The organism is Stieleria tagensis (assembly GCF_024129865.1).
In the GTDB taxonomy this organism is placed as follows: Bacteria; Planctomycetota; Planctomycetia; order Pirellulales; family Pirellulaceae; genus Stieleria; species Stieleria tagensis.
The window spans coordinates 74,401-88,576 of sequence record NZ_JAMYFE010000048.1 but is presented as its reverse complement, the minus strand read 5'-3'; the positions used below and the strand labels follow the sequence as shown (position 1 = coordinate 88,576).

Sequence of the window (14,176 nt, the reverse complement as noted above, 5' to 3'; positions counted from 1 at the left end):
AGACCCGAAAGGTGGAAGGGTTAACGTTGTGGGATCACAAGTGGACCGAAAATGATTTCAGAGACGATCGCTTGGTAGGTGCCGCCCTGAGAACGTGAATCGCGATGAATGCGACGAACCACCGGTGAATCGTCGGCAGTCAGCGGTCGACCGACGGCAAACTGTGCCAATTTCCAAACCAGAGTTTCTTGCACACGATCGCTGGAGGCCAGCAACTGCATTAGCTCTGCGGCATCGGCGAAGTCCACCGGTTCGGCGGAGCCGGGGACCAAGATATTTCCATCGCCGCGGAGCGGGTTTTGGAATTCGTCTTGCTGCTGGAACGAACCGAGGCCGTCAAACTTTTCCAAACCAAAGGCCAACGGTTCAAACCGTTTGTGGCAGCCACCGCAGGCTTCGTTTTTGATTCTGGATTCAGCAATGGTCCGCGCCGAAACGCCAGCCGTGGCGGGGACAGGGGTGGTGTCGACACAGGGTGGCGGGTCGTTGACGACACCACGCAACAAATTGTTCAACACGAACAATCCACGGGTAACCATCGATGCATCGTCGCCACCGATCGAAAGCAGACTGCCCTGTGTCAGCAATCCACCACGCTCGGGCAACGCCGAAAGGTCATAGCGACTGAACCCCGGCTGGACGGGCTGGATTCCGTAGTGCTTGGCCAATTGCGGCGAGCAAAATGTGACTTGAGCGTCCAGCAGATTGGCCAGCGGAAGTTTCTGGTCCCAAACCACGTGTTCAAAAAACGCCAAGGTTTCCCGGCGCATGTCGTCCGCCAATTCGGGCCGCCAATCGGGAAACCGATCGGCAGAGGGTTGCAAGGCGTTCAAGTGATTCAAGTTCAACCACTGCGTCACAAAGTCTTTGGATCGCTCGACGGCGCGATCGTCCTGCAACATCCGCGTGACCTGTTGGTGCAAAATTTTGGGATCTTGCAACTGGCCGGCGGACGCGGCATCACTGAGTTTCTTGTCGGGGGGCGCTCCCCACAACGTGTAGCTGATCCGACACGCCAACTGGTAGTCGTCGACGTACGCGGTGCGACCATCGGCAGCTTGATTTTCGATCCGATAAAGAAAGCGAGGGGATTGCAGCATGGCCTGGATCGTGGCGGCCACAGCATCCCGGTAGTCGCCTCCCGACGCGGCAACGGACGTCGAAATACCGCGATAGAAATCGATTTCCGAATGTTCCAGCGGGCCACGCAAGACCCAACGCCCCATTTTTTCGATCAGCCCGCGCATCTCTTTGTCGGTCAGTTTTGCCTGGCCCCAAAACCGACCGGCATAGTCCCTTACATCCATCCGCGCGACGATCTGTTTTGCCAATTCGTTGTAGGCTTCCACGTGGCCCAAGTCGACGGTCAAGTTGTAGGCGGTGTTGTTGAATCCGTCGGCTCGCACATCAGGTGGCAACAAATCGCCGGCTAAGTCGCTGATGTCGACATCGACGGCATCGCGAACACTGCGAACGTACTCTTGGGCGGTCAAACGACGCACGTATTGATCAGCGGTTGCCGAATCATGCAGGTAGTCCGCTGGATCGATCCAATCCAGATTCCAGGCGGCACCGTCGTCGATCCATTTTCGCAGCAAACGCTTTTCATCGGTGCTGAGTGGATCTCGATTGTGCGGCATCGAATCATCCTGCACCGAAATCCACAGCGGGCTATTTTCGGAATCACCGGCGACGACAGCGTCACTCATGACACTGGCTTTGCGATCGAGCACCAGATCGCCGCTAGAGGATGCGTTGTCGTGACATTCCAAACAGTGCTTGGCCAGCAACGGAGCAATTTGCTGTTGAAAATGCAGTTCGGCGATTTGTTTTGGCGACGCGGTGTGTCCAGCGTCCTGGTGGATGCCGCCGGCAAAATCGGCGCGAACATCAGCCGACGAGAGAGCGCGGGTGTAGATCGCAACACGATGTAGTTTGCCTGTCCATGGTCGCCCACCGCTGACTTCGTCGCCCAACGACAAACGTGCTGTGTCGCTCCAATTACTGAACGTGCCTGTGGCTTTGGATTGGCTGACCTGTTTGCCGTTGATGTACAGTCGAGTCATCCCGGCGGCCGATCGCGTGAAAACGACCTGAGTCAGCTTCGTCGTCAATGATCTAGGCGGCGAGGCTAACGATGGCAAACCATTCTTGTCCGTGTTGCTGGTCCTCAGCCGGACGTCGTAACGATCATTGTCTTGGCCGAGTGTGAAGTTTCGATTCGACGTGTCGGTTGAAAAGGTCACAATTCGCGCCGGACCGGATTGCTTCATCGTGTCTGGCGTCAACCAGACCTCCAACGTCAGTTCATTGGACCGTTTGATCGCGTCCAACAGTTGCTTAGTCGATGTCTTGGAGATGGCACTGGTTTTTCCATCCAGTCTCAGCGCGTGATGCTTGGCATCGATGGCATCGGATTTCGAGACGATCAAGTCCAACGAAAGGTCGCCCGCTGCGGTGTTGATCGCCGCGGGTCCGCCAGACGTAAACTCATACAGCACCAACGGCCCCTCTGCCGCCAAGCAGGTTGTGCCGCATGACCCGCCAAGACTTGCAGCCATGCCCCATAGAATGAGGGCAGACGCAAATCGACAATCCAGAAATGACGGCAGGCACATAACGGCGGGTCCGATCAAGGATGGCGGGGAACCGACCATTGTAGCAGGCACTGGGGCGCTGCGATGAAACTCTATTTTGCCGTGGGTGTGCGTTGAATCCGGATCAGCGAACCGCTGTCGGTCTGGAATTTGTCGTCCACGATCCAGGCGTTTCGCAGCAGCACATACAACGCCCCGTCGGCGGCGAACCGCAGGTCGACCGGTCGGCGCAGCCCACTGACAAAATCATCGGCCGAGCCACCGTTTTCTGGGTCGATACTGTGAATCCAGCCGTGAACAAAGTCGGCGAACACGTATCGGCCGGCTAGGATCGGACCCGCTGTCACGGGAGCAAAATCACCGCCGGAAATAGACGCTTCGGGATACACATGAATGGGGCCGACAAATTCGGCCTGTTCGGTCGGGCCGTGATCAATCGTCGGCCAACCATAGTTCGCGCCGGCCACCCCCGGATTGATCTCTTCGAATTTGCCACCAACATCGTTGATCAACATCCGACCGGTTGCTTGATCAATGGCAAAGGTAAACGGGTTGCGGCATCCGAGCGCCCAAATCGCTTGGTATTTGCCTTGGGCTTTCCCGACAAAGGGATTGTCGGGCGGGATCGTTCCATCATCGCCCAGACGCAATATTTTGCCTTGGAACGTGCCCAGATTTTGCGCCGGTGTCTTGGCGGTTTGTTCGCCGATGCCGATATAAAGTTTCCCATCGGGACCAAAGTGCAACGCACCGCCCTGGTGTCCCGCAGGAACATTGCCACCAAGCTTGCTTTGGTCGTCACCTCGCAGCAAGATCTGTTCGCTGCTTGGCAGTGCGACGTCGCCCTGGACGCGAAAGCGACTGATGCGATGGTGGGTGTAGGGCTGTTGGGCGACATAACAAACATACAACCAATTGGTGGCTGGGAAATCGGGGTGCACCGTCACACCGATCAGCCCTCGTTCCCAGTACAGTTCGACGTCCAGGGACAGCATCGGTTGTTCCAACAGCTTGCCGTCTTTGATCACCCGCAGATCGCCTTGTTGTTCGCACACCAAAATGCGGCCATCATCCAAAACCTCGAGTGCCGTTGCACCGGACAGCCCGGTCACCAGTGTTTCGATCTGGTACCCCTGGGGCAGACTGACTGGACCACGTGTTGCCGACCCGGGTTGTTTGCCAACACCGGTTCGCAGTGTTTCCAAATAGGCGATCAAATCCGTGAATTGTGTGGGGTCCAGTCCCGTCGCCAAGTTATCAGGCATCGTCGATTGTTGACTGGGCTTAATCGATTCGATGTCCGCTCGCGCGATCGTCCAGCATTTCCCGGTGGAGTCGCAGAGCTCGATTTCTTGCTGCGATTCTTTGCCGATGACCCCGGACAGCACTTGGCCGTCGGCGGTCAGCACGGTGTTAGTTTCATAGCCCTGTACGATCTGGGCGGAGGGTTGAAGCAACGATTCGATCAAGTGGATGCGATCGAACTTGCCACCAATTTTCGACAGGTCGGGTCCCACTTGACCGCCTTTGTCGCCGACCACATGGCATGCCAGGCAGCGTGTGACTTGTTCTTGATCGAACAGTTGTTTGCCGCGCGCCGCATCGCCGGCATGAGTCATCGCGTACTGTTGCAACAGTGCCAGATCGGCCGCGCTGGCGGCGGGCGGTTCCGCAGCAGCAGCAGTGACGGAAACGCAACACAGCGCGAGCGGAAGCAAAAATCGCATGAGAAGTTTCGGCGAGCGAGGTGGGAGACGAGGAACAGTCGCGGCAAGCCAATTCAATTGTCGATGCGCCGCACGCGGATGTCTTTGATTTTGATTTGCATGGGCGTTCCCGAGTGCAATTGAAAGGCAAAAATTCCGCTGTCGCGACGTTTCTGGGTGTCTTCGTCCCAGGCCAGCGCGACGACACGACCGTTGATCAGATGCGTGAACTGGAACCCCTTGGCGATCACGGTGTAATCATTCCAGTCATCGCGTCGAATCACGGATTCCAATTCCGCTGCATCGCCGAGCGAGCCCACCACTTCGATCGCCGGTTTCTTTTCGCCTGCCGGCGGGGGCCGCACGACGACGGCTTGGCCGCGCTGTGCCAGAAACATCCGCCCGTTTTCTTCAAAGAACATGCCGGAGAATTTGTCGCTGTCGCCGTCGTGCCATCGTGCTTCGAAATCGGCCTGGTATCCGCTGACCACGTAGTCATCCTGTTCGACGCTGCGGTACTGGACGCCTGAATTGAAGCCGTCGACTTGATACGAAAAACGCAGTTCGAAATCGCCGTAGGAGTCATCGGGGCGAATCAGAAACGTGTTGTGTGGGGCTGGATTGTCGGCACTCGTCTGACCGACGATCGCGCCCTGTTCGACACGCCAAAACCGTTTGTCGCCCTTCCAGCCGGCGAGATCGGTGCCGTTAAACAGACTGACAAATCCGGGTTCACTGGTCACCGAATCTTGGGCAGTCGCCTGACCGGCCAGCAAACAAATGGCAGAGAGCAAAACCAGAACGTAACGCATCGCGGGAATCCGTGTCTTGGGGGGAACAAGGCAGTAGCGGGAGATCAATCCGCTAGCAGGATACACGAATTCATAGGCCAGCCCCGATGCGGGCTGGCCTTGAGGATGCCGATTTTACGATTGCTGTCGTGGATCTTGTGAAAGATCCGTCGCGTCAGGGGGATGTTTGGCTAGCGTCGGTTTTGGGTTTGACGACTGGCCATGGCGGTTGGAATCCAGGGGGAACCGTCGCGGAAGACGCGTTGGTGATACATCGCCAGTGAACGCAGCGCGTGGCCTTTCGGACCGATGCTCCAGTCATGCGATGGGTTGGATCCGATCGAGCGATACAGGAAGTTCACCGCCGCGACCAAGCGACGATTTTGCAGTTCGTCATCTGGCGTGATCGTCAGCAACCATTCGACGATGTGTCCGGTGGTTTGGATCTTGCGATCCACATCACCGTTGTCGCCACGGCCTTCGAACCATTTGGTACTCATCGATCCGTCGCGGTTTTGTAGCGAGTAGGCGTATTGGATGAAGTCCTCGCTGTAGGTCTCGGCACGTTTCCATTGCCCGGTGATCGGTTTGCCTTCGGCGCGACGTTTCCGCAGCGCGTGTGCGTAACCCATTAAACGGTGTGTGCCGCCGCAGGCCGCTCCGACGATCGGCTGTTTCAGTTCTTCGGCCAGCAAACGCTCGAAGTCCCATTGCGTGCCGTCGGCGGCGATCCACGTGCTATCGGTATCCAGATAGTGCGACAGTCCGATCAGGGTAAACGTCAGCTCTTCGCCTGCTTTACAGTCCCGTTTTTCCACTTCGATTAGATCGGCGACACTGAATTTCAGCTCGCCGGCATGAAGCGGATAGCTGGTGGGAACATTGCACATCCCCAGCACGGCTAAGAACTGGCCCTGGTGACCTTGCAACCCGACGCCGCTTTTGGCTTGCAGTCGGTGGCCGTCGTGGGTCAACAATCGTTGGCCGCGGCAGTTGTTGTTGCCTGCGATCCAAGCAATCGCGCTAAACTTTTGTCGGCCGACGATGATCTTGGTGTCGGCACCAAACACCATCAACGAATGCATCATGCCCCAATTGCTGCGCCCGGTTGCAATTTCAGGCCGCTCGTAGAAATAGCTGAGCGCACGTTCGATGCCCGGTCGCATACTCAACACAGAGCGTGTCGGTTGGATCGAGGCCAGCGGATTGCCGGTGTAGTCAAGCAGTTGTTCTTGCGGAGCCGCTTCGACAGGCGTGCGAGCTGTGACAGAGTCGGCTGTGACAGAGTCGTCCGGCGCCAAATCGCCCACCGACGCCGACTGCTGCGGCTCGGGCGTGGACTGTTTCGACACGGTGGCCTGCGGCCGAACCTGTTCGACCGGTTTGATGATGGTTGCAACCTTGCGTTTTACCGTCGCCGGTGCGCTGGGCGTAATCTCTGGGGTGCTCTCGTCTGCCCGCCCCAGTTCGGCCTGGTTGAGATTGGAACTGCGGGTCGACTGGGGTTCCATCAACGACTGCAGCATCTGGTCGGCCCAGTCCTGTTTGCCATCGACATCCACCGACTTCTTGATCGGCCCAGCGGTCTTGGCTTCGTTGAGCGACATCGATTTGGGCGCAGCCGAGGCGGGTGTTTCCGGCGCGCTCAGCTGGACGGATTTTTCCGCAACCTTCGCAGGGCTGGGGGCGACCGCAGCAGGTTGCGTTTGCACCGCTGGAGAATCATTCACGGGGGGCTGGGATTGCCGTTGCGACTGAAACGAATCGACATTCGCGCGGGCGTCGGAAACCGGATCCCGTAGCGGTTCGATCCGGTTGATCGCATCACGCGCAACCCATCCGCCTTCGAACGCCGGCGGGGCGAAGCCATCGGTCACGTGCGTGCTGGCTGGGGGAAGAGCTGGCGTCGAACTCGTTTTGGCAGCTTGCGAATTCGTTCGCTGTGATGCTCCACGACTGGACCAAGCACTATCGCCTGGCAGCGGCGGAAGTTCTTCGGCGGCTTGGTCCAAGCGGTCCAGTACTTGTTCGCCGGGCGTCGGAATCTGGGCTTTGGCGGTCTCGGTTCCTGCGGTCGCGGGACGCCCCAGTGGGCTGGCGAGATTCATCGCGGGAAGCTTCGCCGCCGGCGCGCGAAATCGATCCAACGGCCCCGAAGCGGGAATCGCTTGAATCGAGGGTTTGTTGGCTTTTGAATTGGCGCCAGCGGGCTCACTGGCCGAGGCCGCTGGTTCCAGTGCAGCAGGCGGCAGTTCCGCGGGCGTCGCGACGGGTTCGGCCGCGCGTAACGTCAGCGTCGAATTCAGTGGAGCCAACAATTGCATTTCACCGTCGGCGCGGGCCTGACCGGCAAAGGCAAGTAGGATTCCGGCCGAAACGCTGGCCAGAAAGGGTTTCCACAACAGGGTCCGTAGGCGTCGGCGGCGACGGGATCGTTTGTCAAACATCAAGCGGGTTGGCACTAGCAGGCTCCATCGAATGCAGAGGGTTAGTCTCTGCTATCGGAAGCATTCCCGCCGAAATTCACCCAGAAAGGTGAGTCAACTAGGTGAAGAAAAGTACCGTGTTGTGGGTAAACTATTCCGGCTAGTGTACAACCAATTGCGACAAAATCAGCAATCCGGCTCAAGCATCAATGCTAGAGATCCAGTTCGTCCAAGGAGTCGATCAGACGGTCCAATTCGTCTTTGGGTTTAGCCTGTAAATCCGCTTGTCGACGCTGCAATTGATCATCGATTCCGATTGCGTCGCGGCCGACCAGCAACAGTTGTTCATCCCGTTCGCGGGCCGCTGTGGCGATCGCGTCGTCAGACCCCTCGGGGGCACCAAATAGCTTGGACAGGTCAATTTTGAATGCCTCGCTGCCACCGGTTTCCGCACCGGCGATTGCTGGCGCCTTGTGTTGCGGGAAAATGATGGCGTTTTCCGGACAAACCCGGCTGCAGGCCGGGCAACCCTTGCGACAATTGTCGGGTTGTTCGACCAGGATCGTTTCGGCACCATCGACCCCGTAGACACCGAACAAGCAAAAGTCGACGCACTCCATGCAGTTGGTGCAGCGGCTGAAGTCGATCACCGGGTACCAGCGCCGCGACGTGTCCTCGTCGACTTGCACGATTTGACCGCCGATGATCGGCAGAGAATTGGGATCGCTAGGCGACTGAGCGGTTGCGGAGTCGGCTTGAATCAATCGCTGAATTTCCGCGATGATTTCATCGGCCCCGATTTCGAGCTTCAAATCGATACAGTGAATCTCTCGCTCCGGCCGCGGGTACAGCTGGTCGACTCGCTCCACGTCATCCCGATCGTTGGAATCGCTCGCCGAGGCGTCCTGATCCTGTTCGGCATCATCGCCGGCGGGATCACCGAGTTCAACGGCGACGAATTGCCCGCGGACACCATTGCGGTCCAACACCCAGTGGGCGGCGCGGGGGAAGATCCAGGAGACGACAATCAGGTTGCCCTCAATAGCGGCCAGCTTTTGCAACGATTCGCCGCCTTTGGGCAAATCGTACAGGTGCGGAACAACGATCACATGCGCACCGTTGATCTCCGCCGCCGCATCCGTGATGGATTGCTCGGTCGCCCGCTTGGCCGGGTTACGTGACTGACCACGCGAGATCACCACGGTCCAAGTCTTGGTCGTTGTTTCGTCAGCTTGCAGCGTTGGAGAAATCATCCACTCACCAATCGAGAGGTTTTTGCCAGGCATCTTTCGCAGTGTCGATCGCCAAATCCAACACCTCGGTGCCGGAACGTGTGACGGTCAATTTTCCACTGGCATTGATTGTACCTACCTGTGCAGCCCGCACGCCGGATTGTTTCATGATCGCGGCAAACGCCGGGCCATGCTCGGGGGCCAGTTCGACCAGGAACCGCGAGTTCGATTCGCTGAACAACAGCACCGTGGGGTCTAAACCAGGCGTGGAGATTTCTGCGACGGCATCCAAATTCAGTTCCATCCCCAATCCGCCGGCCATCGCGACTTCCGTTGCGGCGACGCCCAAGCCGCCTTCGCTAAGGTCGTGGCAGCTGCGCACCAATCGATCGCGGATCGCCGCGTGCATCGCTGCGAACGTTGCTTTGGCCACCGGCACGTTGACCGTCGGCACGTTGCCACCGCTGCTGGACTGACTGAGACAGTAATGTGAACCACCCATTTCGTCTTGGGTGGTGCCGACCAGGAACACCAGGTTGCCAGCCTCCTTGGCATCCATCGTCACGGCCAACGAGACGTCGTCGATCTGTCCCATCGCGCTGATCAGCAAACTGGGCGGAATCGAGATCGTTTGTTTCTCACCGCTGGAATCGACGTAGCTGAATTCGTTGTTCAAGCTGTCTTTGCCACTGACAAACGGTGTTCCCAATTCGACCGCAACGTCTTGACAGGCGATCGCCGCACGGACCAGCGAGCCCAGTGTTTCCGGACGATCGGTGTAGCCCCAGCAGAAATTGTCCAGGATCGCGATCTTGCTGGGATCCGCGCCCACGGCGACCGCATTGCGCATCGCTTCGTCGATTGCCGACGCCGCCATGTGATAGGTATCAAAATCACCGTAGTGGGGATTCATCCCGCAGGAGATCACCAGCCCGCGTGTGCTGCCCAAGAGCGGACGGATCACCGCTGCATCACCGGGGCCGTCACACTGCGGGCCGACCAATGGTTTGACCACGCTGCCGCCTTGGACCTCGTGATCATATTGGCGGATCACCCAGTGCTTGCTGGCCACGTTCAAGCTGGACAGGATCTTCAACAGGGTTTGCTTGGTCTGTTCCGGCGTGACGGATTCCGGCAAATCGACGGGCGTGACGGCCGGTGGTTCGTAGACGGCTTCGCGGATGACCGGGGGACGCCCGTCGTGCAAGAACGCCATGCTGACGTTGCCGACGGTTTCGCCATGGTAGGTCAGGTGCAATTGACCGGTCGGTTTGAATTCGCCCAACACCGCCGCCTCGACGCCTTCGCTTTCACACAACTCGCGCAGCTCGTCCCATTTTTCACGCGGCACCGCCAGCACCATTCGCTCCTGGGCTTCGGAGATCCAGATCTCGGTGTACGAGAGCCCCTCGTATTTCAACGGCGCTTTGTCTAGCCAAACTTCGGCGCCAACCTGTTCCCCCATTTCTCCGACGGCACTCGAAAATCCACCGGCACCGCAATCGGTCACGGCGTTGTACAAGCCACGATCGCGGGCTTGCATCAAAACGTCCAGCACCATTTTCTCGGTGATCGCGTTACCGATCTGCACGGCACCACCGGACAGCGATTCGGACTCGCTGGTCAGTTCGGCCGAACTGAACGTCGCACCGTGAATCCCATCGCGACCGGTTCGTCCGCCCAGCGAGACGATCAAATCGTTGGGGTAGACCTGTTTGTCTTCCATGCCGACCGGGATCACACCGACGTTGCCGGCATAGACCAGTGGGTTGCCCAAATAACGTTTGTCGAAGTAGACGGCACCGTTGACGGTGGGGATTCCCATGCGGTTGCCGTAGTCGCGGACGCCCGCCACGACGCCTTTCATCACACGGCGGGGGTGCAGCACGCCAGGCGGCAATTGGTCGGTGGGGGTGTCCGGTGGGGCAAAACAAAACACGTCGGTGTTGCAGACCGGTTTGGCGCCCATGCCGGTTCCCATCGGATCGCGAATCACGCCGCCGATCCCCGTGTTGGCACCGCCGTAGGGTTCCAAGGCCGAGGGGTGATTGTGCGTTTCGACTTTGAAACAGACGTGAAAGTCGTCGTTAAACGTCACGACCCCTGCGTTGTCTTTGAACACACTGACACACCAATCGTCGTCGCCCAATCGCTTGCGAATCGTTTGCGTGGCGGCAAAGATCGTTTCCTTGAGCATGTTGTCGTATTGCCGCTGGTCGGCACCTGCGGTGCCATCGGCGCCGACGCCGCGATAGTGAATGCGCCCCGCCAAGGTTTTGTGGCTGCAGTGCTCGGACCAGGTCTGTGCGACCGATTCCAATTCGATGTCGGTGGGGTCTCGATCGAGCGCCACAAAGTGATCGCGGATCGTTTGCATCTCCACCAACGTCAAATACAGTTGCCCCTCGCGCGACAGGGTTTCCAATTCGTCATCGGACAAGCCTCGAATGGGAACGCGAACCAGTTCGAATTCATACGGCGACCCGACATCCAGCTGGTCCATTTGCAGTGGACCGACAACGACCTGTTCGATCGAATCGTTGGACAGGGCGCGGCGACAGATGGTTTGGAACGTTTCGTCGTCGACACCATCGATCCAATACTTGCGCATTGTCCGCACCGATTCGACATCAAACCCGATGTCCTGGGCGGCTTTAATCGTGCTGGCCGCGACCGGATCCATCACGCCGGGTTTGGGCAGCACGTTGACCAGACGGACTGTTTCGCTGGACGCTGACTCGATGCCCGCAGGCGGCTGGCTGAGCGAATTGTCGCTGGTCATGCCGACCACCGCATGCTCGGTCACTGAATCGCTGAGTAGGGTGCGAGCGATCGTCTGGGCTTGATCCGCGTCCAATTCCCCTTGGACCAAAAAACTACGGGCAAACGCCACGGGCACATCGTCACCGATGCCCAACTCGTGAATCTCCTCGCTGGTCCGGGCTCCCTCACGGTCGATTTCGTTCTCGGCGGGGTAGATGTCAATCTGCCACAACGGCATGGGTGTGTCCTGGTACGGGGAAATTGAGTCAGCTGCGAGAAGTGTATCGAAAACACCGCCGGCTGCCGAGAACCTGCGCCGCCCTGCAAATGGGATAGGCTTCCCGCTGGGCAACGTCAAAAGCCGACGTCAAAATAGAATGCCCCGCGATCCGCTGCCACCGTTTTCCAGCCCGCCCCCCACCGGTTCGATTGATGCTTCGAAAATCCACTTTATTGCTGTTTTCATGGCTGCTGGCGGTCACAGCCAATGCTCAACAACCGGATGATTTGGCCGGGCGCTTGGATTGGTCTGGCATCGCGACAACCGCTCATCAGATGACCGCCAACGAATCCGCTGGTGTGATCGAAATCCAAACGACCGGTGGGGACCCGTATTTCTGGTTCCAAATGCCGCCGCTGCCACCCTCATCACGCGACTGGATGTTGTCGCTGGAATATTTTTGTGCCCCCGGAATCTCATCGGTGGAGTGGCGAACACGCCAGTCAAACCGCTTGAGCCCCGCCGCGGCCCTACCGGCGATGCCACCGGCCGAAGGCTGGACCACCTATTCGGCCAATCTCAGTCAGTTGTCGCCGGATTCGATTTCCCCCGATCAATCCGTCACCATCCGCATGGATCTAGGCAGTCGATCCGGAATCCGTTTACAGGTCCGCAAGGTTCGAGTGCGGCCGATCAATGAACGCGAATTGGCACTCGCCGAACAAGCGGAACAACGCATCACAGCTAAACAGCATCTGGCCGATCAAATTCGTCAGTACCGCAACCGAAATTGGCCGGCACGAATCGATTCAGTGACCTTTGCCGCAGGACAGATCCGCGTCGTTGGCCAGATCGCTGTCGACCAGGGGGGCGCAAATCCGCCGATCGTGGTCGCACGCAAACCCAGCGCCTCCGCTGCGACGCCGCCCAGCGCTGCCGAACTTGCACGAACCTGGGCGGTGACCTGGGACAGGTTGCACGGGGACAGCAAGCTGAACGGCGACAGGGCAACGAGAGGATTCACAGCGCAGATCCCGGCGACAGCGAATTCCCCCCTGCTGCGATCCGGTGTGCGGTTTCAATTGTTCCGGGGGTCGAACACCGATACAGCCGGCGTTGATGCCACCGACGCTGAACCGAACGTCAGCGCGCTGTCAGCGGCCGTCTATCGATCCGTCGATGTTCCGGATCAGGCACCCGATCCACCGCGATCGTTGCAAGCGGCAAAAGGACTGACGTGCATCACATCGCGGTTCACGGTCGACCAGCTACGGGACCTGGGGCTCGAGCATGCTTCGGTGAATCTCGTGATGACCGGCTTGGTCAGTGACCGTGAACACCGTGGTTGGCCACAAACCACGATCGGCGGGCGCAAGTGGTGGATCAATGAACCTAAATTGCGATCGATCGACGGCGATGTTCGCGCCGCGTGGGATGCCGGGATTGTGGTCGCCGGTATTTTGCTGATTCCCAATTCGACGGCTCATCCATCGCCGCTGGCACATCCGCAAGCGGACCCGGCGGGAACCTATGCGATGCCAAACTTAGATCAGGACGACGCGGTGGCGCTGTATCAGGCCACACTGAATGTCTTGGCCGATCGCTATGGGCGTGGCGATCCGCAACACGGACGAATCGATCATTGGATCGTTCACAACGAAATCGACTATGGGTGGCAGTGGACCAACATGGGCGAGCAACCCATGGAAGTGTTCATGGATCACTACGTCCGCTCGATGCGACTGGTCGATGCGGCGGTCCGCCAGATCAATCCGCACGCACGCGTTTTTATCTCGTTGACGCACCGCTGGAATGCGACCGATTGCCGACACTGGAAAACCTATCCGCCCAAACAAATGCTCCAGTGGCTCTGTCATGACAGCCAGCTCGAGGGTGATTTCCCCTGGGGCGTCGCCTACCATCCGTATCCGCAAAGTTTGTGGAAATCGGACACCTGGAATGACAATGCAGTCAGCGACGATTTTGACACTCCGTTGATCACAATCAAGAATTTAACAGTGCTCGATCGCTGGATGCATTTACCCAGCTCGCGAACCCATGACGGACAGGTTCGGCCCGTGATTTGTAGCGAGCAGGGCTTTCATGCCGACCCGGCGGATCCCAAACAGTTGGATGATCAAGCAGCGGCGCTACTGTATACCTGGCAGCAACTGCGGCAGTGCCCCTCGATCTTGGCGTTTGACTACCATCGTCCCAGCGATCATCCCGGTGAGGGCGGTTTGAAATTGGGACTGCGAGGATTGCCGACCCGCGGCGATCGACTGGGCAAACCCAAACCGGCATGGGACGTCTATCGCGCGATCGGCACCGACCGCGAAGCCGAGCTGCGCGACCACTACCAACCCTTGTGGAAGTAGGCCAAGTGCAACCTGGCGCGCGCAACACATCAATCACCAGACAGAAAAAACGCCAGGTTTCAC

The 14,176-nt window shown here is 58.5% G+C and carries 7 protein-coding genes; 1 reads left to right on the top strand and 6 read right to left on the bottom strand.

Annotated features, from left to right (window positions below):
* Positions 1 to 20 precede the first annotated feature (20 nt).
* The 6 genes from NHH03_RS11905 to purL all read right to left on the bottom strand — a co-directional run bounded on the left by NHH03_RS11905 (position 21) and on the right by purL (position 11,753).
* On the bottom strand, positions 21 to 2,561 hold the full coding sequence (locus NHH03_RS11905; RefSeq protein WP_253156301.1) for a DUF1592 domain-containing protein: 2,541 nt from the start codon (positions 2,559 to 2,561) through the stop codon (positions 21 to 23).
* A gap of 128 nt (positions 2,562 to 2,689) precedes the next feature.
* On the bottom strand, positions 2,690 to 4,324 hold the full coding sequence (locus NHH03_RS11900; protein ID WP_253156299.1) for a PQQ-dependent sugar dehydrogenase: 1,635 nt from the start codon (positions 4,322 to 4,324) through the stop codon (positions 2,690 to 2,692).
* Between the two features lie 53 nt (positions 4,325 to 4,377).
* A complete protein-coding gene (locus NHH03_RS11895) occupies positions 4,378 to 5,115 on the bottom strand; it encodes a 3-keto-disaccharide hydrolase (RefSeq protein WP_253156297.1) in 738 nt (245 codons plus the stop codon).
* A 170-nt stretch (positions 5,116 to 5,285) separates the two neighbouring features.
* Complete coding sequence (locus NHH03_RS11890; protein WP_253156295.1) at positions 5,286 to 7,541, bottom strand: hypothetical protein; 2,256 nt, start codon at positions 7,539 to 7,541, stop codon at positions 5,286 to 5,288.
* A 191-nt stretch (positions 7,542 to 7,732) separates the two neighbouring features.
* Positions 7,733 to 8,773 (bottom strand): 4Fe-4S dicluster domain-containing protein, encoded by a 1,041-nt coding sequence (locus NHH03_RS11885; RefSeq protein ID WP_253156294.1) that lies wholly within the window; start codon positions 8,771 to 8,773, stop codon positions 7,733 to 7,735.
* Between the two features lie 4 nt (positions 8,774 to 8,777).
* The gene (purL, locus tag NHH03_RS11880; protein ID WP_253156292.1) at positions 8,778 to 11,753 is read right to left on the bottom strand and encodes a phosphoribosylformylglycinamidine synthase subunit PurL; all 2,976 of its coding nucleotides are present in this window, start codon (positions 11,751 to 11,753) and stop codon (positions 8,778 to 8,780) included.
* A 194-nt stretch (positions 11,754 to 11,947) separates the two neighbouring features.
* Between purL and NHH03_RS11875 the strand changes: the two genes are divergently transcribed.
* A complete protein-coding gene (locus NHH03_RS11875) occupies positions 11,948 to 14,113 on the top strand; it encodes a DUF5722 domain-containing protein (protein WP_253156290.1) in 2,166 nt (721 codons plus the stop codon).
* Positions 14,114 to 14,176 lie beyond the last annotated feature (63 nt).